The sequence below is a fragment of the Serratia sp. YWN4 genome (assembly GCF_055790845.1).
On the sequence record NZ_CM147696.1, the window covers coordinates 4,757,790 to 4,782,306 of the forward strand.

A 24,517-nucleotide genomic window follows, 5' to 3' on the forward strand; every position below is an offset into this window, starting at 1 on the left:
GTGGGGGGAAATGTCTGTTACACCCCCCAGCGTGGGATCGGGTGATCCCCCATGGAGATACAGACGTTTTTCATTTCGGCAAACACTTCGAAGCTGTACTCGCCCCCTTCGCGGCCGGTGCCGGAGGCTTTCACCCCGCCAAACGGCTGACGCAGATCGCGAACGTTCTGGGTGTTGACGAAAACCATACCCGCTTCAATATTGCGGGCCAGACGCAGCACCTTGCTCACATCCTGCGTCCAGATGTACGACGCCAGGCCGTACTCCACATCGTTGGCCATGCGCAGGCCGTCTTCTTCTGATTTGAACGGCAGGAGGCAGGCCACCGGCCCGAAGATCTCCTCCTGCGCGATACGCATACGGTTGTCGACATCCGCCAGCACCGTCGGGCGCAGGAAGTTGCCGTGGCTCAAGCCCGCCGGTTTATCCGGGCCGCCCGCCAGCAGGGTGGCCCCCTCTTCGATGCCCAGGCGGATATAGCCGGAAACTTTGTCCCAGTGCTGCGGGCTGATCAGCGCGCCTACCTGGGTATTCGGATCCTGCGGATCGCCCACGCGCAGGCGGTTGGCGCGCTCGGCAAAGCGTTTGACGAATTCCGGATAGATGCTTTCCTGAATAAAGATGCGCGAACCGGCGGTGCAGCGTTCGCCGTTGATCGAGAAGATGGTGAACAGCGCGGCGTCCAATGCGCGTTCAATATCGGCATCTTCAAAGATCAGCACCGGCGATTTACCGCCCAATTCCATCGAGAACTTCTTCAGCCCGGCGCTTTCAATGATGCGGCGGCCGGTGGAAGTGCCGCCGGTGAACGACACCGCGCGCACGTCTTTATGGCGCACCAGCGCATCCCCTGCGGTAGCGCCGTAGCCCTGCACCACGTTCAGCACCCCGGCCGGAATACCGGCTTCCAGCGCCAGTTCGCCCAGGCGATCGGCAGTCAGCGGCGACAGTTCGGACATTTTCAGCACCGCGGTGTTACCCAACGCCAGGCAGGGCGCGGTCTTCCAGGTGGCGGTCATAAACGGCACGTTCCACGGCGACACCAGCGCGCACACTCCCACCGGCTGGATCAGCGTATAGTTGAGCATCTTGTCGTCCACCGGGTAGGTGCGGCCGTTCATCTGCTGGCAGATTTCGGCAAAGAACTCAAAGTTGTGCGAGGCACGCGGGATCAGCACGTTTCTGGTCTGGTGGATCGGCAAACCGGTATCGGCGGTTTCCATCTCGGCAATCTGCGGCACGTTCTGGTCGATCAGTTCCCCCAGGCGGCGCATCAGGCGAGCACGCTCTTTCATCGGCGTATTGGCCCATTTCGGGAAAGCCTCTTTAGCGGTGGCCACCGCCTGCTCGATTTCTAGCTGGCCGCCAGAGGCCACTTCCGCCAGCACTTCACCGTTGGCCGGGTTAACGGTGGTGAAATACTCTTTACTGGCAACGTTCTTGCCGTTGATCCAATGGTTGATGGTTTTCATCTCAGGCTCTCCTCGTAATCTTTTTCACTGATAATGTGGTTAACCAAACGGCCAATGCCTTCGATCTCCACCACCACTTCGTCGCCCGGCTGCACATCGGCCAAGCCTTTCGGCGTGCCGGTGGCGATCATGTCGCCCGGATGCAACGTCATAAATTCGCTCAGATAAGCGATCAGGAATGGGATGTCGAAGATCATATCGGCAGTGGTGCCGCGCTGGCGCAGTTCGCCGTTGACGTAGGTGCTGAGCGCCAGGTTGTGCGGATCGTTAACATCGTCACGATCGACAATGTAAGGGCCGATCGGCGTCAGCGTGTCGCGGCTCTTCACCCGCAGATTTGGTCGGTAGTAGTTTTCCAGGTAATCGCGGATCGCGTAGTCGTTACACAGGGTGTAACCGGCCACGTATTCCATCGCCTGTTCGCGGCTGACGTTGCGCGCGGTTTTGCCGATCACCGCCACCAGTTCGGCTTCGTAATGCATATAGTCGACGCCCGCTGGGCGCACCGATACCTGGCGATGGCCGGTCAGGGTGTTTGGCCCTTTCAGGAACACCAGCGGTTCTTCCGGCGCTTTAAACTCCAGCTCACTGGCGTGATCGGCGTAATTCAGGCCGAGGGCAAACACCGTGCCCTGCGCGGGCGGCAGCCACTCGACGTCATATTCATCTAACTTGCTGCCGTCCGGCAGCGTGACCTGCAACTGGCCATCAACGGTGACGTTCACAATCTGGCCATGATGGCGGATACGAGCATGTTTCATGATGATTCTCCTACCTGCATCACGCGGTTGTTAAGAGTTGGCAAGCCTGCGGCCCGCACCGTGACGACATCACCCGGTTTGATCTCCACCCGCTGGTGCGGCGTGCCAACCAACACCGCGTCGCCCGGTTGCAGGGTAATGAAATCGCTGATGGCGGCGATCAGCTCCGGCACCGAACGCACCAGATCGGCCATTGACCAGCGATCCTGCTCTACGCCGTTGATTTCGGTGACGATCTCCAGTTGATCCACATTGCTTAACGGCACCACTTCGCCGAGCGGGCAGAAACCGTCGCGGCATTTGGCTTTGATCGCCGGGCGGTAAAAGCTGGTTTCCGGCAGGCTGACGTCATTGGCCAGTGCATAACCGGCAATGTAGTCAGCCACCTTCGCTGCTGGAACCTTACGGGCAATGCTGCCGATCACTACCGCCAGCGTGGCACCACTGTGCACGGTTTCACCGGCCGGGAAGGGAATGCTGCCGCCGTTGATCAGATGAGTGTTACGAGGTTTGATAAACCACACCGGCGTCTTCGGCGGGGTTTGATACGGGGCCGCGCGAAACGCCTGATCCCAGGCATCAAGCTGGCTGCGGTGATTCAGTGCAACGGAAAATACGGTGCCTTTCATAGAGACTCCTTCAATGGCAAAACAGCACAATCACTATTCGTTAATATATTAATGATTAGTTTTATACGCTGTTCAGCTTTTACGCAACGCGGTTAATTTAATTTGTGATCGCGATAACGAAATATTCACAAAACAAAAACATTGCTGCTATTATTCAATCCGTTAACCTTTTCTAGTGCTTTTTTTCATCACGGCGGGTACTTTTGCTTCCTTCGTCGCCGCAAAGTTGGCTACTATTAAGTTGTTAACAACCCCCCTTCAACAGACAGAACGTTTTGAAAGCAAAGGCCATACACATGCATGAATCGCTCACCATCGCCCTGTTACAGGCGCGTGAAACCGCCATGGGGTTCTTCCGCCCGATCCTGAAAAGCCATAATCTGACGGAACAGCAGTGGCGTATCATTCGCGTCTTGGCCAACAGCCGTTCGATTGAATTCCATGAACTCGCCGCAGAAACCTGCATCCTGCGCCCCAGCCTGACCGGCATTCTGTCGCGCATGGAACGGGATAAACTGATCTTCCGCCTCAAGCCGGTTAACGATCAGCGCAAGCTGTATGTCTCGCTGACCCAGCAAGGCCAAGAGCTGTATGAGTTGGCACGTCATCAGGTGGAACAGGGGTATCAGGAGATCGAAGCGGCGTTTTCACGGCAGAAAATGGAACAACTGATGGGGTTGCTGGGTGAGTTGACTCTGTTGGGTGATAAGCAGCCGGACGACGTGGCGGTGGACTCCAGCGAGCAATAATGAGAGTTGCAGCCAACGGCGCTGCAACGTGCAATTTCTCGGCTCAGGCCAGCGGATGCTGAGTGATATTCAGGATCTGCGCATGCGCTCCCACGGCAAAGTTACTCAAGGCGTTGAAATCACTGCCCTGATAACCGAGGATCTTGCCATCGGTGCGCATCCCTTGCAGATCGATCAGCACCACGCCGAGCGTCGGCACAATCTTTTCGCGCCAGACGAACAGGTAGAGCTGTTCCGCCACTTTCACATAATGGCAGCGATCGACGTCCGCCAACCCTTGCTCAACGCCGTCTAAGCACTGCCAGGCGTAGAAATTGTCATTCAGATAGATATGCTCGTAACGTTCTGTCGGGCTGTAGGTGTACAGATTGCGCATACCGATCAGTTCATCGGTCAACTGCGGCAATGGTGCCGCGCTGTGATCCAGACGGCCAAAACGCAATTGCACATTCACCGCCGTCAGCGGCAAACCCTGTTCGACCCGGCTAAAAGCATCCAGCCGCACCTGCGGCTCATCCGGCAACTGACCATACACTGCGGTAAAGTTGCCCTGCTGGCGATTGCACACCAGCGTGATGCTGCCGTTGGCGCGCTGCGGATCGAGAAAATCGATAAACAGGATCTCTGGGCGAATGCTGGTGGCGCGGTAATCAACGCGCCGATCCTGCCACAGCAAGGTTTGATCGTCATTGAAATAGCCGTTCACTGTTTCCCCTTCGGCAAAATGGAACGCCAGCGTCATACCCGCCAAATCCTGCTGCTCCAGCGTATGGCTATGCGGAGCAAAACCTTCTGCCAACGCGCCAACCTGAATAAATACCGCTTCTGAACTCATCTGTTGCTCCTTATAAAGAGGTGAAAGCGAGAGTGGGAACATCGACAATCGTCGAACCGCCATCGGCCACCAGCGCGGCACCGGTAATAATCGACGCCTGCGGTGAACAGAGAAAACGGCACACCTGCGCGATCTCTTCGGCGCTGGCCGGGCGGCGCAGCGGCACATCGCGGCAGACCCGCTGGTAAGCCTGTTCCAGCGTTAAATTATGCGCCGCCATCAGTGGTTGCATCTCTTCATCCGCCATCGGCGTGGTCACCCAGCCGGGGCACACCGCGTTGGCGCGCACGCCCTGCGGACCGTAATCGCGAGCGATGGAGCGCATCAGGCCGATCAACGCATGTTTGGCGGTAACGTAGCCGCACACCTCCGGCCCGGCGGCCAATGAAGCGATCGACGCCACAAACAGCAGGTTGCCACCATTTCTCACCAATTCCGGCAGGCAGGCCCGCGCGCTGGCAAACGCGCTGTTGAGGTTGCTGTCCAGCGCCTGCTGCCACTGGCTGTCGCTCACGTCGGTAATTCGCCCTAATCCCATCCCACCCGCGCAGCCAATCAGGCAATCAATACGCCCGGCCTGCGCTAAAATCGCCGGTAACATCGCCTTCTGCCAGCTTTCACCGCTGGCGGCATCGCCGACCACGGCCTGCGCGCCAATCTCATCCGCTAATGCATTCAGCGGTTCGCGACGGCGACCAACGATAAACACCCGATCGCCCTGCTGTGCCAGCAAGCGCGCGCAGGCAGCACCAATGCCGGTGCCGCCGCCGGTGATCACCACCACTCTACTCATCGCACTTCTCCATCAACTGGCTAATCATCAGGAAGCTGCTCAGCAGCAAACGCCGCTGCTCGGCCTCCAGCCGCAAATAGCGACGGCTGGCGGGCAAACGGCTGACCACTTCGGAAGCGGCGAAATGCTCAATCTCCAACTGCCAGTTACCCTCTTGCACCGTCAGCGTGGCACGGCGGAAATCGAGCTTCTCCAAGGTGGCAGCGATTTGTGGATACTGATGCAGCATGGCCAGCAGCCGCTGGGCGCTCGCATGTTTGGCTTTGGTGCGATAAATCACCCCCTTTCGCCGCAGCCAGCCGCCGGTAATCACCTTCAGCATCAGCGGTTCGGCGAGGCGGGTGCGGCCCTGCACGCAAAAACGGTGGGTGACGATATGCGCCAGAAACAGCGATTGCACCTGCTCACAGATATCAATCATCGGCCCCTGCGGCAGTGCAAGCCGCAGTTGGTTGGCCGCCAGCCGCTCGCAGGCATAGGGTTGCAGATTATTGACCAAGCGGTTCAGTGCCGCCCCCGGCTGATAGCCCGGAGGATCGCGCCGCCAAACGCGATTAAGTGAGGGAAGTAAGCCGATCAAATTCCACCTCCTCGTTTTCTGCCCTGGCAAAGGCGCGTTCCAGCACTTCTTCCACCGGCACCGGTTTAAACGGGTTAACCTTCTGCACGCACAGGGTCCAGAACAGCGCATAGGCGGCGGTCAGGCCAATCATGATGCCGAACGGGATATAGACGTCACGCGGGTTCATACCCGGCGGGGTAATATTGAAAATCGCCAGCAGAATACCGATGCTGGAGACGATCTGCGGCAGCGGGAACCACGGCGATTTATAGGCACGCGGCAGATCCGGGCGACGGATGCGCAGGATCACCACCGAGCAGGTCACCAGCAGATAGGCCACGCCCCAGGCGCAGACGGCGGCCAGCACCATCGGAATGATGCGATCCAGATTGCCCTGAATGGCGATGGCATGCACACAAGGGATCAACACTGCCGCCGCAATCGCTACCACCGGGGTTTTAAACCGCGGATGCAGGTAAGCAAAAATGCGCGGCAATGCGCCGTCCAGCACCATGCCGTACATAATGCGTGGCACCGCCGCCATCAGGGTGTTGATAGTCGCGGCACCGGCCAGCAGCAGCCCGATACCGAGCCAGTATTTGCCAAAATCACCCATCACCCGGCCAGCAAACGCCGGAATAGCCATCGGCGTATCCAGCAGATGCACGTTATTAGCCGCATCCAGCACTACGTTTTCCACCTGATGGCTGAGCGCCGCACCGTACAGCGCCATACAGGTCGCCACGCCGCACAATCCCAACGACATGGCGCGCGGGATCACGCGGTGGGAGCGTTTAATCTCCGGTGCCATCGGCGTCACCAGTTCGCAGCCGACGAACATAAACATCGCCATACCTACCAGGCTGAATACCGCCAGAGGATCGCCGACGTTGAGCGTGCTGCCGAACCAGCTCTCTAACGGCACCGCATGGGGCAACAACAGCCCGGCGATCGAGAAGATCATCAGCGTGGTCCACATACAGAACGTCAGCACCACTTCCGCCTTGCCGAAGGCCTCAATGCCCAGCGCATTCAGTAGGCCGAAGATGACCACCAAACCAATGCCGATCATCCACGACGCATTGTGGCTTTCCACCAGAGTGTTGAGATGCTCAAAGTTCACCAGCGCCATAATGCCGGAGAGAATGGTTTCGGCCGTACCGGCAAAGATATGCACGATCAGATAGGCCGACAGGGTGCCGGTAATGGCAAAAAACCGCCCCATGCCGCAGGAGATATAGTCATACACCGAGCCGGTGGTCGGCATGATCGCCGCCGCTTCGGAAAAAGTGGTGAGCTGCGCTTGCATCATGATAAAGGCGATCAGCATCGCCAGCGCGAAGGTATCACCGCCGATGCCAAAACCGCTGGTCACGGTCAGGATCACCGGGCTGGCCATTATCACCCCAACCGAACTGGCTAACGTGGTGGGGAACCCGACCTTGCCCCGTTCAAGCTGGGCATGAAGCCGTGACGACAGGTTCATGGTTACTTCCTCTTTATAGTTTTTGACCCGGTGTTGTGGCCGCAAGGAGCGGCAATCTCACTATAAGAAGGAAAAGAAAAGACTGACTATCGTCCTTAAGAACGATAGGGGATAACTTGTGGGTGATATCACGCGAGCGCAGCGTATTTGCTTCTCGGCGTCGGTATCAATAATGTAGGCCTATTACCACAACATATTTAAGGATAACTCGATGACGATGCAGGGATTTAAAACCACATTGCTGTGCGCCTCGCTAGTTTTAGCCTACCCAGCCTATGCCGCAACGCAGATACAGGACATTAAGCTCAATGACGTAACGGTATTTATTCGCGGAGCCGAGTTATTCAATAGCGCGAAAGTCACCTTACCGGCGGGTGAAAGCGAAGTGATATTTACCAATATCGCCAGCGGAGTGAATGAACAAAGCCTGATGCTGGATGCCGATAACGGGGTGGTAGTTCAATCCTCCAGCGTAAAACGGGACTTTCTGACCGAGAATATCTCACCAGAAGTGGGGCAACTGACCGCGCAGATTGAAACGGCAAGCCGTGAGCAGAGTAAGCTGAACGTGCAGCGGGAAGTGATTCAGGCTCAGCTCTCGGTGTTGGAAAGCAACAAAGCGCTGGGCGGTGAGAAAGAAGGCGCTTCGGTTGAACAAATTAACCAGATGCTTGAACTGGTCAGCAAGCGGATGAGCGAAGCGCTGCTGGCGGATATTGATCTTAAAGAAAAGATCGCCGCCATCGATAAAAATATCGAAAAGTTGAACAGCCAGCTTGAGGAAGCCCAGCAAAAAACCGGCCAAGCGGTGAATCAGGTGGTAGTGAAGTTTTACACCCCGAAAGCCGTGACCAGCGATATTAAATTATCCTACGTGATCCAGGATGCGGGCTGGGTTCCAACCTATGATGTGCGAGTAGAGAATATTAATCGCCCGGTGAAGCTCAGCTATAAAGCCAACGTCTTCCAGAACAGCGGCATTAACTGGAATAAAGTGAATCTGACGCTTTCGAGCGGTAACCCCAGCGAAGGCGCGCAGGCACCGCGCTTAAACCCTTGGTATCTCGATCTGTATAAGGATTATTCGCGCAGCAAAATGGTGGTGCAAGAAGCGCCGATGCCCGTCATGGCCCCCGCGCCGATGGCTGATGAATCTGTCGATACCCTTACCGGGGGGCAAGCCCAAAAGGTTAACAGTAAATCCCTGTCGGACTATGTGGTGACCGATGTCGGCGGTGTTAATACCCGTTTCAGCATTTCCCTGCCCTACAATATTGCCGCCGACGGCAAAAGCCATGCGGTATTAATTAAAGATGTCGATGTGCAAGGCGACTACCGTTATGTGGTGGTGCCAAAATTAGAGCAGGATGCATTTTTACAGGTTCAGCTAAAAGAGTGGGAAAACCTCAATCTGTTGCCGGGTCAATCCAGCATTTTCTTTGAAGGTTCTTTTGTCGGGCAAGGTTATATCAATATCAACAACGCCAAAGAGACACTGGATCTGTCTTTAGGCCGGGATAAGAAAATTATTATTAACCGCGAGAATGACAAACAACTCACTTCTAAATCCGAGTTTTTTGGTAACTCCGTCAGCCAGCAATATTCCTACGTCATGGAGGTCAGAAACACCCGCAAAGAGCCGGTTAAATTGGTGGTGTTGGATCAGGTGCCAATGAGCCGTGATTCTTCCATCACGATCGATAGCCTCAAGTATGATGGCGCCAATTACAATAAAGATACCGGCGAAGTGCAATGGGCGCTGGATCTGGCGCCGAATCAGGCCCGTAAATTGGGATTATCCTATACGGTGAAATACCCGAAAGACCAACGGGTTAACGGCCTGTAGAGCGCATTTAAGTCACCCTTTCCCCCGCAGAAAACCACAAACAGGCCTGGCTATCGTTCTTAAGAACGAGGCCAGCCCACACGCGGTGCCATTTGTAGCACGCCGCTACGCCAAATACGGCACAGGTAAAAACCGCAGAAACCGTTGTAAATTCAGCGGGAAATCGCCACATCATTTTTATTAATGTATTAACGAAATCGGTGTTAACTCGCAGTAAAAAACCCACCCAACCTACACAGAGATGTTGTTATTAATGTATTTTATTGCAATAACGCTCACGTTGTTAATATGTTCTCATTGTGTTAATTATTTGCTACAACTATGCTGGTAACGTACATATATTGCACAAGCAGCAGATCAAGGAAGGGAGGAAAATGAATCATGCCAACCACATCATCCCCCGTGCGTAACGACGCTTTTATCTCAAGCTGTCTGAATACCATTGCGCATCTGATCCCGGTTTCTGCGGCGGTATTCTATCTGGTCGATCCGGATTTACAGCCCGATCACTATATCCTGCACGGCATTTCCGATAACACCCACCAGCAATATCTGAATCACTTTCAGCAGTTTGATCCGCATAAACCCGCCAATTTCCACCAGCAGGAAACCACCATGGTGGGTATGAGCCCGGCGGCGTTCGCCAATAACAGCCACTACTATCACGACTTTATGTTGCCGAACCAGATGCGTGATATGACAGAGATTTTTATTCGCCAGCGCAAGCGGATCATCGCCGGGGTTTCGCTGATCCGCGATACACCGTTCACCGAGCCCGAACGCAGCCGGTTACGGGCGATCATGCCCTTGATCGAACTGGCCACCCGCGATCTGCTGCCCGACGCAGAGACACCGCAGCTCACCGCCAAAGAGCAGGAGATCGTCAATATGGTGCGCGAAGGGGCGAGCAATAAACGCATTGCCTTGAAGCTGGGGATCTCGCTCTCGACGGTGAAAACGCATATGCGCAATATCTTTGCCAAAACGGCGGTGGTTAACCGCACTGAGCTGGTTTCCAGCGGTTTTATCGCTCACGGCTGATTCGTTTTACTAAAAATATCAACACAAGATCCGCCAAACCTGGCGTGGCTTCCGCATGCGCAAAAAACGGCGTGGCGGGTATTTATGGATGAAACCCGAGGATAGTGATGATGTCCAATAATTCACTTTCAATATCTGCTCCTAATACGGCGCTCCTCTGCCCGCCCAAACTGCTAGCGGCAATTATTGTCTTTGCGGCCATCGCACCGGGGATATTAATGACCGCACCTGCCGTCGCTGCGCAGTTAGCGCTGCAATGGCAACTCAGCCCCGGCCAGATCGGCCGCTTATTCTCTACCGAACTGGGTGCCATGAGCCTGGCGACCCTCCCGGCCTGGTGGTGGATCAGCCGCATTAACTGGCGCCAAGTCGCTGCGCTAGCGGCAGCGGTGTTTCTGCTGGGCAATCTGGCCTCGGCGATGGTCAATGATTTCAACCTGTTGCTGATACTGCGCTTTATCGCCTCGCTGGCAGGCGGCACGCTGATGATTTTGTGCATCACCTGCGCTGCTGGCACCGCCAACCCCAGCCGGGTGTACGCCTTCTGGGTGTTGGGCCAGCTGTTGCTGGGGGTGCTTGGCCTGCTGGCGTTGCCGCCGCTGTTCGCCCATTTCGGCCTGATGGTGGTGTACCTGGTTCTGGCGGCGATCATGCTGTGCTGCCTGCCGCTGATCCGCGCGTTCCCCAGTGGCTTTCGCCCAACCAGCAGCGCTTCAAGCCAGCTCCCACCGGCACCGCTCAGCCGCAAACTGTACGCCGTGTTGGCGGTGTTAACCTTCTATATCAGCCTGAGTGCGGTCTGGACGTTTATCGGCAACATCGCCGCCACCGCAGGTCTTTCGCTGGTGCACAGCGGGCAGGTGCTGGCGGCCGCTACGCTGTTTGGCATTATCGGTGCCGGAGGCGCTTCGCTGATTGGCGCACGGCGCAGCCATAAACCGCTGTTGTGGATCGGCTATGGCCTGCTGATCGCCAGCATTGTGCTGCTGAGCCGCGAGCCGCTGCTCATCCGCTTCACGCTGGCCGCAGTGATGTTCAAATTCACCTGGACCTTCGTGCTGCCGTTCATTCTGGCGCGCGTCGCCACGCTGGATGACAACGGCAAGCTGATGAACAGCATTAACCTGGTGATCGGCGGTGGGATGGCGATTGGCCCAACGCTGGCGGGTTACCTGATCGAATCTTCTGGTGGGATCGGCTCTTTGCTGGCCGGTGCGCTCGCCTGCGCGCTGCTGTCTTTGCTGCTGATCTCACTGGCTTCACCGCGCACGCCGCGCCGTTTAACAGGAGTTATAAGGTGAAAAGAAAAACCGGTTTCTTCTTTGATGAACGCTGCTTCTGGCACAGCACCGGTCTGCACGCCACCACGCTGCCGGTGGGCGGTTGGGTGCAACCGCCATCGGGCGCAGGCCATGCGGAATCGCCGGAAACCAAGCGACGGATGAAAAACCTGATGGACGTTTCCGGCCTGTCGCGCCAGCTCAGCCTGCTGAGTGCAGAACCGGCGGAAGAAGAGGATCTGCTGCGTATCCACCCGGCGCATTACCTGCAACGCTTCAAGCAACTGAGCGACAACGGCGGCGGTATGCTGGGGGAAGAAGCGCCATTGGGGCCGGGCAGTTATGAGATCGCCAAGCTCTCTGCCGGGTTGGCCTGCGCCGCCGTCGAAGCGGTGCTGAAAGGCGAGTTGGACAATGCTTATTCGCTGTCGCGCCCGCCGGGCCACCACTGCCTGCCGGATCAATCGATGGGGTTCTGTTTTCTGGCCAATATCCCGATCGCCATCGAACGCGCTCAGGCCAAGCTGGGGCTGGGCAAGGTGGCGGTGATCGACTGGGACGTCCACCACGGTAACGGCACGCAGCATATCTACTGGCAACGGGCTAATGTGTTGACCATTTCACTGCATCAGGACGGCTGTTTCCCGGCGGGCTACGCCGGTGAGCAGGATCGCGGAGAAGCTGCCGGTTACGGTTATAACCTCAACATTCCGCTGCTGGCCGGTGCCGGTGACGACGGCTATCAATACGCTATGCAGCAGATTGTCATCCCGGCGTTGGAGCGCTTCAAACCGGAGCTGATTATCATCGCCTGCGGTTACGACGCTAACGCCCTTGATCCGCTGGCACGTATGCAACTGCACAGCGACAGCTTCCGCGCCATGACAGCGCTGGTGCAAAACGCCGCCGATCGATTGTGCGCTGGCAAACTGGTGATGGTGCATGAAGGAGGCTATGCCGAAGCCTACGTGCCGTTCTGCGGGCTGGCGGTGATGGAGGAATTGAGCGGGATCCGCACCGAAGTGCAGGATCCGCTGCTGGGGTTTATTCAGCAACAGCAGCCTAGGGAAGCCTTTAACCAGTTTCAGCGCGCTGATATCGATCGGTTGGCGCGGGAGTTTGGTTTGTAACTACGAGCCAGGGCGTTGAGTATCGCGCCCTACAAACCAAGCGGCAGTGGCTGAATCAGGCAATTACAGATTTTTTTCTTCAATCCCTTTATGACGCAAAATATAAAAACGATTGCGTTCTAGCTCAAACAGACATAATCCCCCACGATGTGCCATGTCAAAAGCACCGTAATCCAGGTTCAGCATATTGCCAAGAATGCGCTTCGACTCACCTGGGGTATGTCCACACAGTACATAATCAGCGCCTGCTATCCGTTCACTGAGCCCCATCTTATGGCGTCTTCGCCCCCACAAACAGCTCAACCGTATAGACGTATCTTGAGCCTGCAACCCATTGAGAAACTCTTGGATATGATTAATTTCTGGTGGGATTTCAGCGTGAACAACACAATAACCATGCTGCTTTGTTGCAATCTGTATCGCCAACGGTAGCCCTGTTACAGAGGCATAGCACTGCTGTTGATCATCACCGTTAAGAGCAAAAAACCATCCTCCGCCAACCGCACGCCACCTTCTTTCCTGTTCTCGCCACTGAGCCTTATCCGTTGTTATGTAATCGATTAACATCTGCTCATGATTTCCCAATACTGCGTAAAACCACGAGTACCTCAACAGAGACAGGCACCCCAGGCTATATTTGCCCCGGTCGATCAAATCTCCCACGGCTATCAAGCGATCCTTCTGTTCATCAAAGCTCACGTGCTGTAACAGTATTAATAACTCCTTCAAGCAACCATGGAGATCACCCACGACAAAATCGCGGCCTGTTTGATTACTCGCTAATCTGGTTATCATTATGATGCTTATCCTTGTTAAACATCGCTGTTTCTGGCTTGCGCCACGACCAATTTGTTCATAAAATAGTTTTGTTCATGACGCATGAACAAAATAAAGGTGTGAACAAATGCAAATAGCTGAAGACACAACGCTGCTCAACGCCATTCAGGAAAATCTTCCCAATGGTTTTCAATTGGGTTTCCAGCTAAACCAGAATGGCGATAGTTCGTTCGGCGATGGTCAAGCCTGCCTGACCCTTCCCAACCATGAGCAATTTATCTTTGACTTCGAAGTCAAAATGGTGCGCCGCAAAGAAAATCTCTATCTGTTGCTCGAAAAATGGCATAACAGCCGAACCCATCCACCACTACTGATCTGCTCCCCTTTAACCCCAAAAATGGCCGATTTCTGCGAAAAAAACGGCATTCATTTTATCGATGCTGCAGGAAACGCCAGGATCAGTATTAAAGGTCTGTATCTGTATATTGCAGGGAAAAAGGCGGTGAATCCCCTCTACAACGATGATATCCGGCCACACAGAATCAGTGAAGGGACGCTAAAGCTGCTGTTTGTGTTACTCAGTGAGCCCGGTACCATTAACGAAAATTATCGCACCCTAGCCAACCTTGCGGGAATATCGCTAGGCATGGTCAGCAAAGCCTTCGATTCTCTTGAAACACAACGTTATTATCGAAAATCAAACCATGGCCGCCGTTTGATACAACCTGAGCAGTTGATGACTATCTGGTTGCGGGAATATGGCAACGTGTTGCGGCCAAAACTCAAAAGTATTGCACTCGAACCAGCAGCAGAGTGGTATCAACTCCCTTTATCACCACAAGAATACTGGGGGGGCGAAGCCGGAGCCTCACTCTTGACCAAGGGGTATTTGCAGCCAGAAATACTGATCCTGTTTACCCACCAACCTTTGCTACAACGCAGGAAAGAACTCGGGCTTTATCCGGCACCCAACGGCCAAATCCGCTTGACCAAGGCCTTTTGGGGCGAGGGATTACAGTTAAATACGCGAGCCAAAGCGATGTTGTGCGCTGCTGAACTGATCACCAGCCAGGACGATCGTAACCTGGAAGCCGCAAGGATAATTAATGACAGCTATCTTGGAATTAAAAATAGCACTCTGTTCGGAAACTGAATCTCTGCTTGAACAGATTCACGCCGTCTGTTCGCAGTTGTCGGTAGGGTTCTTTATTGCCGGTGCCACCGCCCGTGAAGTGTTGTTACATCACGACTATGGGCACAAAATGGGCCGCAGAACGCGTAATGCCGGTCAGTTAAGCGCAAAGCTGCATAATTATGCAGCAGGTGCTAAAGGTGTGGCCTCCCTCTCCCTGTGGGAGAGGGCCGGGGTGAGGGGCTTTAGTTCAGTGATCTTCCCCTCACCCTAACCCTCTCCCCGAGGGAGAGGGAACTGGTTAGCCTTAACTGACAAGCATTACGCAGAACGCGTGATATTGATATCGCCGTTTTTGTCGAAAGTTGGTCGCAGTTCAACGCTCTAAAAGAAGCCTTGGTTGCTAAAGGTGCAATCAGAACAACCGGTAATGCTCATCGATTAGCATGGCATCAGACTGAAATTGACATCATTCCTTTTGGCAACATCGTGGAAAATAATCAGCTCACCTGGCCACCAGAACACGTCATTGTTATGTCAGTCGATGGTTTTCAAGAAGCATTTGCAAACTCAGTGAACATCCGCCTTAGCTCGGGTTGCCCCATCCCTTTTTGTACTTTACCCGGTTTAACCTTGCTAAAAATCTTCGCCTGGCGAGATCGGAGGAATACAGGGACCAAAGATGCTCTCGACCTTTACACGATTATCAGCACATACGGTAAGATCGAAGATGAACGAATCTATGAAGAACCAATCGATATCGATTTCTACCAAGGTGATCCGGAAAGAATGGGAGCTTTCCTGTTAGGCCATGACATTGCACATATTTTACGTTCCGAAATCGCTACAACTACGATCCTCCAACTGCAAACTATGCAGGATGAAAAACTCATTGATGATATTGCCAGCCAATATACCGGTGACACAGCAGCAAGAATCGAGCAACTCGTAGAGGATTTTTGGGCCGGTATCGCCGATTCCAAGTGACGAACTGTGCGGGCCTGGCATACCAAACCCGCACAGTTGACTTTGAATAAGATTATTTTGTCATCACACCAACCCTAACCAATAAACCGGAAAGTCTTCGACTGGCACGGCGCAAGCTGGCCGAAATCCGCGCTCGCCGCGCTCTGCTGCGCCAGCGGTTGTTCATCCATGCCGGTTTCCAGCCATTGCTGCGGCGGTTGTTCCAGCGTGAGCTGCCCGCCGATCGCCACCTGCTCTGAAGGGTTATAAACGCGGATAATCAGGGCTTCGGCATCTTCGGCCTTTTTCAGCACGCTCAACACCGGGCCCGATTCTGCCAGCGACAGCAGGCTGAAGCGCTGCGGGGTGCGGAATGCCGCCAAATTCAGCTTCATTGCATCGAACGGGATCTTGTTGTAGCAACGCACTGGGGTGACGTAGGCCCGCGCCTGCTGCATCACGCCCGCCTGATGCGGATCGCCGGCAAAGCTGAACAGGCTGAAGCGGCAGCGCAGTTTGCCACGCAGTTGCGAATCCGGCGTCGGCAGTTTGATGCCGGAAGGGCGGCCCGGCCGCAGCAGCAGTTCTTCTTTACCCAGCACGCCAACCGAACGGAACAGCGTCAGCGCAAAGGTATCGCGGCGTTCACCAATAATCTCAAACTCGCGCAGCCCTTCGGTAAACAGTGCTAATCCGTGGCGGTGATCGTGCAACGCAGCAAAGTTCATCAGTTGCCACACCGGGATCGGCGCTTCCTTCCAGCCTTCTTGCTGCCAGTGCGCCATTGCCGGATCGTCCACCGGGCGGGTAATGGAGCCAAACTGGTTATCCGCCAGTACGGTTTCACTGGCAAACGGCGTCGGGATCAGCACCCGCACGCGGTGATCGTCGGCCTGGTTATCCAGTTGCAGCTCAATGTCGATACGGCGGCTATCGTGCGCCAGCGTGATCTGGCACTGCACATCCAGATAACCATCGGTTTGGCGTTCGGCGCGCTGTTGCAGATTGGCTGGCAGCGCCATACGCAGCGCCAGCGTAGCGCTGCTCTGCCAGGCTTCGTGGCGGATGGCGGTGGTCACGGCGCTCTGCGTTGAGTCGATCACCCATTCGTGACGAGAAGGGGAATAATCATATTCGTCGCCATCGTCCGAGCCGTCCTCCAGTTGCAGCACCTGCTGATAACGGCAGCCGGTCTGTTTATCTTCAATATCCAGCGTGCCGTTAGCATTCAGGCCGATGCGGTAATAGCGGTTTTCCAGCAGATCCGTTGGCTGCACCGCCGGTTGGCGCACGGCACCGGCCTGATTACCGTGGATATGCAGGGTGCAATAGCCCATCGCTGGTAATGGCTGTTGCAGCTGAATATCGTATTCCATAAACGGATCGTAGTTACCGTAATGGACAATCTGGCGGTCCACCAATCCCGGATCGATCTCCCGCGCAGCGCGGATAAAATATTCCACCGGCTGGCCCCGATCGTCCACCAGCGAGAACTGCCGGGCGCGAATGCGGATCGTGGTGTTAATCACCTCTTCACGCGCGTAAGGCAGCAGGTTGAAGAAGGTGAGTTTGTCGGCATCGCCGTGCTGCACCGGCATGTTGTCGACAATCTTGCGCATATAGAAACGCACCAGATTTTCGGCCATATCATCCGCCAGAATAAAGCGCGTCATGATCTCCTGATGCACCTTGTCACTACAGCAGCAACCGATGCTGTCATGCGCGTGGTTTTTCAGGATCTCTTTCCACATTTTCTCCAGCAGACCGTGGTGATACTCAAAGCCCAGCGACCAGGCGATCGCCGCCAGCGGTTCGAGAATATTGACGATCTTGTTCTCAATCTCCGCATGGGCGATCTTGATGTCCATGCGGGTAGAGGAGATGGTGCGGTGTACGCGCATGTACTTGCCGTCGTTGAATTCGCCTTTCAGCGTCGCCAGGCGTTCACGGCTGGCTTCAATGCGCTCAAACACCTCTTCAAAACGGCTCATGACAAATTCGCGCTGCGGGTAGATCTCGCGCAGCTTGGCCATCACCGGGAAGATATTCTGCTGCAACGGCATCTGGTCGTGGCCATTGGGCAACAGGATGTCCTGAGTGACCGAGGCGTTTTCCAACACTTTAAAGTAGCTGTCCAGCCGTTTGCGCAGCCCGGCTTCATCGTCCGGCAGGTATTTGCCGATGGCATAGCCCAGCGGCAGCACCTGCGCCGCCACTTCGCTGCCGTCGTTGCTCTGCCACAGGAATTCGGTTTTGTCGGTGCCGTGGCGCTCGGAACAGCCGCGCCAGAACATGGCGCGCGTGATGCCAAAGCCGTTAAAGATATGCGGTAACTGCGAAGACATGCTGAAAGAGTCCGGCAGATAGCCGATCTTCATCGGCTCGCCGAAGGCTAAGCAATCGCGCATGCCGTACATCAGGTTGCGCACGATGGATTCACCGGAAACCACCATGGTATCGGTCTGGGTATACCACGGGCCGATAATCAGCTTGCCCGCCTGCACCAGCGCTTTTACCCGCTCGCTGTTTTCTGGCTTGATGGCGAAATAATCTTCCAGCACCGCCGTTTGCCCATCCAGCACATAGAAGCGATATTCAGGATCGGTTTCCAACCGGGTCAGGATCTCTTCCATGTTGTTAATCAGCAGGATACGTGACTCCTCGGTGGTAAAATACCACTCACGATCCCAGTGCATGTGCGGCGTAATATGAACTCGTGATACTGCTTTCATCTTTAATTCCTAAATAGGGCGCGGCCTTCACCGCGCCAAAAAATCAATCAGCTTGAACAACAATGTATTTGCCCTGCTTCATCGCCTGACGCCGCCAGAGGATCAGCACCAGCGTGGAAATCACCGTGCCAATCAGCGCCGCACCCAGCCAGATCGCCGCCGACAGCAGCCCACCCAAGCCGTTGTCATGCAGCAGGAACAGCGAGAAGATCCCCGCCCCCGGCGTGGACAGGCCAATGCCCATGCCGCCAACCAGCGCGCCGGTCACCACCGATCCCACCAGGAAGGAGCCGATCACCCGCAGCGGATCTTCAATTGCCATCGGGATCGCCCCTTCGGTAATCCCTGCCAAACCCAACAGCCAGGTGGATTTACCGGTTTCGATTTCAAACTGCTGGAACAGGCGCGGTGCCAATAATGTAGAAGCGGTGACCGTGAAAGCCGACACCATTTTGACCGCGCCGAAGATCGCATACGGGCCGAATACCCCGTTGGCCATCGCGCCCAGACAGAAGGCGTAAGCCGCTTTGTTTACCGGGCCGCCGAGATCGAACGAGCACATAAAACCGAGGATCGCCCCAAGCACCAGCGCATTGGTGCCGGACAGGCCGTTGAGCCAGTTGGTCAAGCCGTTGTTCAACCAGGCCACCGGTTGGCCAATCACAAACAACATCAGGCTGCCCGCCACCAGGGTGCCAATCACCGGGTACAGGTAAAACGTCAGGAAACCGTTGAAATTGGGGCTAAAGCGCACATGGCTTTTTACCCAACGCATCAGATAACCGGCGATCAAACCGCCGACTACGCCGCCCAGGAAACCGGAGCCAATCATGTTTGCCGCCAGCCCGGCGGCAAAGCCGGGGGCCAATGCCGGTTTGTCTGCCAATGAATAGGCGGTATAAGCGGCCAGCACCGGTACCATCAGGGTACCGAGCATGCCACCGCCCAATTTGCGGTACATCCACAGCCAGGAGTTCTCCTGATCGAACAGATGTTGCAGGCCAAGGATCTGTGCCAACAGCACTGCCACCGCCAACACCGTGCCACCCGCAACAATCAACGGCACGGCAAAAGAGATCCCGCTCAGCAGCGCCTGCTTTAGCTCGGTTTTCACGCTCGGTTTCTGCGTTGGTGCATCCTGTTGCCTGATGCGTTCAGTGCCGCTGCCGGATTTGCCCGCTGCCAGCGCCTGATTGAGAATACGTTCAGCATGTTTGATCGGCTCCGCCACCGGCGTTTCGATACGCGGGATGCCGTTGAAACGTTCAACCTCTTTGATCGCCACCTCTGCGGCAAACACGCAGGCGCTGGCCTGATTCAGTTGCTCGGCCGTCAAGCGGCCTTCGATGCCGTTCGCCCCCTGTTTTTCCACATAAACGTTAATGCCGAGCTTGCGCCCCGCTTTCTCCAAATATTCCGCCGCCATATAGGTATGGGCGATCCCCGCTGGGCAGGCGGTCACGCACACGATCGTTGGCCGAGCGGCATCTTGCTGCGGCGGTACCGGTTCCGTCGCACCTTGGGACAACAGGGCCAGCAGTTGTTCCGCCGTGGTGGCCTGCAATACCGCGGCGCGAATATCGTCATCCACCAGCGCGGTAGTCAGCGTGGTGAGTAATTGCATATGGGTGGAACCGGCCTGATCTTGCGGGATCGCCAGCAGGAAAATCAGGTTGACGCTTTCCGGGCCATCAATGCCTTCCCACTCAATCGGGGTTTTCAGCGTAGCGACGGCAAATGCCGCCTCTTTAACCGCATCGCTTTTGCCATGCGGCACCGCCAGCCCTTCACCCAACGCGGTAGGGCCCTGCGCTTCGCGGGTGAATACCGCCTGCAAAAAAGCCTGTTTGTCGTGCAATTTGCCTTGCTCGGCCAGTTGGTCGGCCAGCAGATGAATGGCCCGATCGCGCCCCGCAAATTCCGCTTGCAGGTTGATCAGGCTGGGGTGGGTCAGGCTGCTCAGGTTCATCGCTATCCTCGGTTTAACTGCTTTCGCTGCGGAGCCAACGCGGCTCCATCACCAGACAGGCGGCGATGATAACAAGCAAGACCATACCATTTTGTGATCAATTTCAAATCACCACAATTTTTGTATTTAATTTGTATTAATTCAATTTTAAAACAATAAAACGGTAAATCAACGAAAGGAGGGGTTATTGGTTTTATTATTAAGGTATCAAGGCTAGAATGCGGGCAGAAAGCCATACACCATCGGGGATGCCAACATCTTGAGCAAGAAGCCTATTTATCGCCAGATCGCGGATACTCTGCGCCAACAGGTTGCCAGCGGCGAACTAAAACCGGGGGATGCGCTGCCGACAGAAGCCCTGTTACGTGAACAGTACGGTGTCAGCCGGGTAACGGTGCGTCAGGCACTCAAGTTGCTGACCGAAGAACGGGTGATCGAAAGCCTTCAGGGCAGCGGCTGGTATGTGAAAGAAGAGCGGGTTAATTACGATATTTATCAATTGACCAGCTTTTATGAAAAACTGGCGGATCGCAATGTGGAAACCCACAGCGACGTGCTGATCTTTCAGGTGGCCAAAGCCAGCCCGGAGATCGCCGCAGCGCTGCGTCTGACCACTGACGACAGGGTGTATTACGTTAAGCGGGTGCGTTACATCAAACAGAAGCCGGTCACGCTGGAAGAAACCTGGATGCCGCTGGCGCTGTTCCCCGATCTCAGCTACGAGGTGATGCAAAAATCCAAGTATCACTATATCGAACAGGTGAAAAAGCTGGTGATCGACCGCAGCGAGCAGGAGATCATTCCGGTGATGCCTTCCGAAGATGCGGTAAACGCGCTGGGGATTGATGCACAGAAGCCGATTCTGGAAAAAGTCTCCACCGGCTTTCTGAGCGATGGCACGGTGTTTGAATTCAGCCGTAATTTCTTTAAAAGCGAAGACTACAAGTTCACGCTGGTGGCAAAACGCGGGCGCTGATCCCAAATGCTATGCCAGGTGTCGTAAAAAAAGCGCCCGCAGGCGCTTTTCATGTATCAAAACCTTCAGCCTACGCGGACAGGGAACCCTAAACGCGCATCAACCGCTGATTTCACTTCATTCTGATCAACGCTTGGATCCATCAGCGCTTTGCCAACGGCTTCAGAGAACAGAATTGGCACTGGCTCTTTGGACTTCAGCTCTTCTTCGCTGGAAGACAACGGGTTATGCACTTCCAGGTAACGGGAACCGTCTGGCTCAACGGTGGCTTTCACCGGCTCGTTGATAAACTGCACGCGGGTGCCAACCGGCACGCTGTCGAACAGGTATTTGATATCGTCAGCACGCAGGCGCACGCAACCATGGCTGACACGCAGGCCGATACCAAAGTTGGCATTGGTACCGTGAATGGCATACAGGCGGCCGACGTACAGCGCGTACAGCCCCATCGGGTTGTCCGGGCCTGCTGGATAGACCGCTGGCAGGATTTCACCGTCAGCAGCATATTCTTCACGCATTTTGGCGGTTGGCGTCCAGGTTGGGCCATCTTTCTTGCGCTGTACGCTGGTGATCCAGTCCAGCGGGGTGTCTTTACCCAACTGGCCGATCCCGATCGGCAGCACCACTACGGTCTTGGTGCCTTTCGGATAATAGTACAGACGCATTTCAGCACTGTTGATGATGATGCCTTCACGCGGTGCATCCGGCAGGATCAACTGCTGCGGAATAGTCATCGTGCTGCCCGGTAACGGCAGGAACGGATCCACGCCCGGGTTGGCTTCCAGCAGGTTGCTCAAGCCCATTTGGTACTGAGCCGCAAAGCTCTCCAATGGCAGTTTGCTGTCTGCTGGCACGGTAATCTGGATATTTTCCCCGACTAAGCGACTCTCTTTAGCGGGTAAAGGGTATACAACGGCGAGGGCAGCCTGGCTAAACGCAGCCAGTGCCGTAAACAGGGTTAATAACGCGCGAATGCTCATTTTCATCTTCGTATTAGAGTGGTGGCCGCACTGGCTATGATTAATATGTGTTAAATCCGGCCAAGTGTGACCGGATGCGCATTATATGTGCACTTTCCCCCAAGAGTGAAACATTACTGGAGCAAATATCACACTTTTTTGTAGCCAGATGTGCTGCACGGTAAACTTTGTGCAGATATCGGCCCAGAAACGCCAAATCTGAGCCAGATATTAATCACTGTGCCAGCCAGCCACCGTCCATATTCCACGCCGCACCGCGCACCTGTATGGCCGCCTCGCTACACAGGAACAGCGCCAGTTCCCCCAACTGCTCTGGGGTGACAAACTCCTGCGAAGGCTGCTTTTCGGCCAGCAGATCATCCCGCGCCCGTTGTGGATCGATCCCGGCAGCAATGCGTTGATCAATCTGCTGCTGCACCAAGGGGGTCAGCACCCAGCCAGGGCAGATGGCATTACAGGTGATTGCGGTGCGCGCAGTTTCCAGCGCAATGGTCTTGGTCAAGCCAATCACGCCGTGTTTGGCCGCCACATAGGCCGCTTTCTCTTTGGATGCCACCAGGCCATGTACCGATGCCACATTGATAATGCGCCCCCAGCCCCGCGCCTGCATGCCGGGCAAGGCCAGGCGGCTGGTATGGAACACCGAGGAAAGATTAATCGCGAGGATCGCATCCCATTTCTGTGGAGAAAACTCCTCCACCTTGGCAACGTGCTGGATCCCGGCGTTGTTAACCAGAATATCCGCCCCGCCAAACTCACGGTTAACATAGTCCATCATCTCGCCGATCTGTTGAGGATCGCTGAGATCCGCCGCGTGATAGCCCGGCGCTTTACCCAGGCTGGCGATGTGATCTTTCGCCCGTTCGACATCACCAAAACCGTTCAGTATCACCCGCGCCCCGGCCGCTGCCAGCGCAGAGGCCAGCCCAAGGCCAATACCGCTGGTTGAACCGGTGATCAGTGCCGTTTTGCCCTGTAATTTCATGTTAATTCTCCTTTATACAATGCCGGTCAGGTAGAACACTCCGATGACAAACAGCACCGCGGCGCTCTTGATCAGGGTGATTGCAAAGATGCCGCCATAAGCCTGCCGGTGACTCAAACCGGTAATCGCCAACAGGGTGATAACCGCCCCGTTGTGCGGCAGAGTGTCCATCCCGCCGCTGGCCATTGAGGCCACGCGATGCAAGACTTCTAACGGAATATCCGCCGCATGGGCGGCAGCAATAAATGAATCCGACATCGCCGCCAGCGCAATACTCATGCCGCCGGACGCCGAACCGGTAATACCGGCCAACAGCGTAACGCTGATGGCTTCGTTCAGCAGCGGGTTGGGGATGGTCGCCAGCGCCTTGGATAACACCAAAAACCCCGGCAGCGCCGCAATCACCGCACCAAAACCGTATTCCGACGCGGTATTCATCGCCGCCAGCATCGCGCCCCCTACCGCGTTTTTACTGCCTTCGGCCAAACGACCACGGATATTACTAAAGCCAAACAGCAGTACCACCACAATGCCACTCAACAACGCCGCCTGCACCGCCCAGATGGCCGTGAGTTTGCTCACTTCGACGACGATCGGCTTGGCCAGACCGGCCAGCAGCAGCTCATGGCTAGGGCCGTACCATTGCGGGATCCATCTGGTGAAACCAAGATTCAGCAACCCCACCAGGATCAGCGGCATAATGGCAATCCACGGATTGGGCAGATTGATATCTTCTGGCGTTTCCGGCTCATTCAGCAACGCAGTACCATAACCTTCACCGCGCAGCTGCGCCTTATGGCGCTGCCGCTCAAGGTAGGCCAGGCCGACCACGATAATAAACAGCGAGCCAATCAGCCCAAGCCAGGGCGCTGCCCAGGCGGTGGTGCCAAAAAAGCTGGTGGGAATGATGTTCTGGATCTGCGGGGTGCCGGGTAGCGCGTCCATAGTGAACGAAAAAGCCCCCAACGCCACCGTTGCTGGGATCAGGCGTTTCGGGATGCCGCTCTGGCGGAACAGTTCAGCCGCAAACGGATACACCGCAAACGCCACCACGAACAGAGAAACCCCGCCATAGGTCAGCAACGCACAGACCAGGACGATCACCGGAATGGCGTGGCGACGGCCCAGGATGCCAATCGCCGCCGCCACAATGGAGCGGGAGAAACCGGAGAGTTCGATCAGCTTGCCAAACACCGCCCCCAGCAGGAATACCGGAAAGTAGAGTTTGATGAAGCCGACCATTTTCTCCATAAACAGCCCGGTAAAGGTGGGGGCTACCGCGCTAGGGTCGGTCAATAATACCGCCCCCAGTGCGGCGATCGGCGCAAACAGGATCACGCTGTAGCCGCGATAGGCCGCCAGCATCAGAACGGCCAGTGCGGCCAGGGCTATTAAAACGCTCATCAATGACTCCTT

The 24,517-nt window shown here is 55.6% G+C and carries 21 protein-coding genes; 8 read left to right on the plus strand and 13 right to left on the minus strand.

Going from position 1 to position 24,517, the window contains the following annotated elements:
* Positions 1 to 17: 17 nt before the first annotated feature.
* From hpaE to ACX9GT_RS21980, 3 genes are read right to left on the minus strand one after another with little or no spacing between them, the layout of a single operon-like run.
* Entirely contained in the window at positions 18 to 1,472 is a 1,455-nt protein-coding gene (gene hpaE, locus ACX9GT_RS21970; RefSeq protein ID WP_473188705.1) for a 5-carboxymethyl-2-hydroxymuconate semialdehyde dehydrogenase, read from the minus strand.
* On the minus strand, positions 1,469 to 2,233 hold the full coding sequence (locus ACX9GT_RS21975; RefSeq protein WP_473188706.1) for a fumarylacetoacetate hydrolase family protein: 765 nt from the start codon (positions 2,231 to 2,233) through the stop codon (positions 1,469 to 1,471). The genes hpaE and ACX9GT_RS21975 overlap by 4 nt, the downstream gene beginning before the upstream one ends.
* Positions 2,230 to 2,862: a fumarylacetoacetate hydrolase family protein gene (locus tag ACX9GT_RS21980; protein WP_473188707.1), complete on the minus strand. Its 633-nt coding sequence runs from the start codon at positions 2,860 to 2,862 to the stop codon at positions 2,230 to 2,232. The genes ACX9GT_RS21975 and ACX9GT_RS21980 overlap by 4 nt, the downstream gene beginning before the upstream one ends.
* Positions 2,863 to 3,158: 296 nt before the next feature.
* On the opposite strand from ACX9GT_RS21980, the gene hpaR reads away from it, so the two are divergent.
* Complete coding sequence (gene hpaR / locus ACX9GT_RS21985; protein WP_473188708.1) at positions 3,159 to 3,611, plus strand: homoprotocatechuate degradation operon regulator HpaR; 453 nt, start codon at positions 3,159 to 3,161, stop codon at positions 3,609 to 3,611.
* A gap of 43 nt (positions 3,612 to 3,654) precedes the next feature.
* Here the strand turns inward: hpaR and ACX9GT_RS21990 are convergent, their stop codons facing one another.
* The 4 genes from ACX9GT_RS21990 to ACX9GT_RS22005 are packed head-to-tail and all read right to left on the minus strand — an operon-like array spanning position 3,655 to position 7,287.
* Positions 3,655 to 4,446 carry a MoaF C-terminal domain-containing protein gene (locus ACX9GT_RS21990; RefSeq protein WP_473188709.1) on the minus strand — a complete coding sequence of 264 codons (792 nt, stop codon included), beginning with the start codon at positions 4,444 to 4,446 and terminating at the stop codon, positions 3,655 to 3,657.
* A gap of 10 nt (positions 4,447 to 4,456) precedes the next feature.
* Positions 4,457 to 5,239, minus strand: coding sequence for an SDR family NAD(P)-dependent oxidoreductase (locus ACX9GT_RS21995; RefSeq protein WP_473188710.1), 783 nt, complete (start codon positions 5,237 to 5,239; stop codon positions 4,457 to 4,459).
* Complete coding sequence (locus ACX9GT_RS22000; protein ID WP_473188711.1) at positions 5,232 to 5,819, minus strand: DUF3156 family protein; 588 nt, start codon at positions 5,817 to 5,819, stop codon at positions 5,232 to 5,234. Before ACX9GT_RS22000 ends, ACX9GT_RS21995 begins: the two co-directional genes overlap by 8 nt.
* Positions 5,794 to 7,287, minus strand: coding sequence for an APC family permease (locus ACX9GT_RS22005; protein WP_473188712.1), 1,494 nt, complete (start codon positions 7,285 to 7,287; stop codon positions 5,794 to 5,796). The genes ACX9GT_RS22000 and ACX9GT_RS22005 overlap by 26 nt, the downstream gene beginning before the upstream one ends.
* Before the next feature lie 211 nt (positions 7,288 to 7,498).
* Here ACX9GT_RS22005 and ACX9GT_RS22010 point away from each other — a divergent pair, with 211 nt between their 5' ends.
* From ACX9GT_RS22010 to ACX9GT_RS22025, 4 genes are all read left to right on the plus strand, one after another.
* Positions 7,499 to 9,133, plus strand: a complete 1,635-nt coding sequence (locus tag ACX9GT_RS22010; RefSeq protein WP_473188713.1) for a DUF4139 domain-containing protein — start codon at positions 7,499 to 7,501, stop codon at positions 9,131 to 9,133.
* Between the two features lie 381 nt (positions 9,134 to 9,514).
* Positions 9,515 to 10,174: a helix-turn-helix transcriptional regulator gene (locus tag ACX9GT_RS22015; protein ID WP_473188714.1), complete on the plus strand. Its 660-nt coding sequence runs from the start codon at positions 9,515 to 9,517 to the stop codon at positions 10,172 to 10,174.
* Positions 10,175 to 10,284: 110 nt separating this feature from the next.
* Positions 10,285 to 11,475, plus strand: a complete 1,191-nt coding sequence (locus ACX9GT_RS22020; protein WP_473191664.1) for an MFS transporter — start codon at positions 10,285 to 10,287, stop codon at positions 11,473 to 11,475.
* Positions 11,472 to 12,584: a class II histone deacetylase gene (locus ACX9GT_RS22025; protein ID WP_473188715.1), complete on the plus strand. Its 1,113-nt coding sequence runs from the start codon at positions 11,472 to 11,474 to the stop codon at positions 12,582 to 12,584. The genes ACX9GT_RS22020 and ACX9GT_RS22025 overlap by 4 nt, the downstream gene beginning before the upstream one ends.
* Before the next feature lie 63 nt (positions 12,585 to 12,647).
* Here the strand turns inward: ACX9GT_RS22025 and ACX9GT_RS22030 are convergent, their stop codons facing one another.
* Positions 12,648 to 13,379 (minus strand): metallophosphoesterase, encoded by a 732-nt coding sequence (locus tag ACX9GT_RS22030; protein ID WP_473188716.1) that lies wholly within the window; start codon positions 13,377 to 13,379, stop codon positions 12,648 to 12,650.
* 109 nt (positions 13,380 to 13,488) lie between these two features.
* Here ACX9GT_RS22030 and ACX9GT_RS22035 point away from each other — a divergent pair, with 109 nt between their 5' ends.
* The gene (locus ACX9GT_RS22035; protein ID WP_473188717.1) at positions 13,489 to 14,514 is read left to right on the plus strand and encodes a type IV toxin-antitoxin system AbiEi family antitoxin; all 1,026 of its coding nucleotides are present in this window, start codon (positions 13,489 to 13,491) and stop codon (positions 14,512 to 14,514) included.
* 375 nt (positions 14,515 to 14,889) lie between these two features.
* Positions 14,890 to 15,480, plus strand: coding sequence for a hypothetical protein (locus ACX9GT_RS22040; protein WP_473188718.1), 591 nt, complete (start codon positions 14,890 to 14,892; stop codon positions 15,478 to 15,480).
* A gap of 74 nt (positions 15,481 to 15,554) precedes the next feature.
* Here the strand turns inward: ACX9GT_RS22040 and mngB are convergent, their stop codons facing one another.
* Both mngB and mngA read right to left on the minus strand, forming a co-directional pair.
* Positions 15,555 to 18,191, minus strand: a complete 2,637-nt coding sequence (gene mngB / locus ACX9GT_RS22045; RefSeq protein WP_473188719.1) for a mannosylglycerate hydrolase — start codon at positions 18,189 to 18,191, stop codon at positions 15,555 to 15,557.
* A gap of 43 nt (positions 18,192 to 18,234) precedes the next feature.
* Positions 18,235 to 20,160: a PTS 2-O-a-mannosyl-D-glycerate transporter subunit IIABC gene (gene mngA, locus ACX9GT_RS22050; protein ID WP_473188720.1), complete on the minus strand. Its 1,926-nt coding sequence runs from the start codon at positions 20,158 to 20,160 to the stop codon at positions 18,235 to 18,237.
* Between the two features lie 259 nt (positions 20,161 to 20,419).
* Between mngA and ACX9GT_RS22055 the strand changes: the two genes are divergently transcribed.
* On the plus strand, positions 20,420 to 21,136 hold the full coding sequence (locus ACX9GT_RS22055; protein ID WP_473188721.1) for a GntR family transcriptional regulator: 717 nt from the start codon (positions 20,420 to 20,422) through the stop codon (positions 21,134 to 21,136).
* A 65-nt stretch (positions 21,137 to 21,201) separates the two neighbouring features.
* Here the strand turns inward: ACX9GT_RS22055 and ACX9GT_RS22060 are convergent, their stop codons facing one another.
* The 3 genes from ACX9GT_RS22060 to ACX9GT_RS22070 all read right to left on the minus strand — a co-directional run bounded on the left by ACX9GT_RS22060 (position 21,202) and on the right by ACX9GT_RS22070 (position 24,508).
* Positions 21,202 to 22,122: a L,D-transpeptidase family protein gene (locus ACX9GT_RS22060; RefSeq protein WP_473188722.1), complete on the minus strand. Its 921-nt coding sequence runs from the start codon at positions 22,120 to 22,122 to the stop codon at positions 21,202 to 21,204.
* Between the two features lie 208 nt (positions 22,123 to 22,330).
* Entirely contained in the window at positions 22,331 to 23,101 is a 771-nt protein-coding gene (locus ACX9GT_RS22065) for a 3-hydroxybutyrate dehydrogenase (RefSeq protein ID WP_473188723.1), read from the minus strand.
* A gap of 12 nt (positions 23,102 to 23,113) precedes the next feature.
* Positions 23,114 to 24,508: a GntP family permease gene (locus tag ACX9GT_RS22070; RefSeq protein WP_473188724.1), complete on the minus strand. Its 1,395-nt coding sequence runs from the start codon at positions 24,506 to 24,508 to the stop codon at positions 23,114 to 23,116.
* Between the last annotated feature and the right edge of the window lie 9 nt (positions 24,509 to 24,517).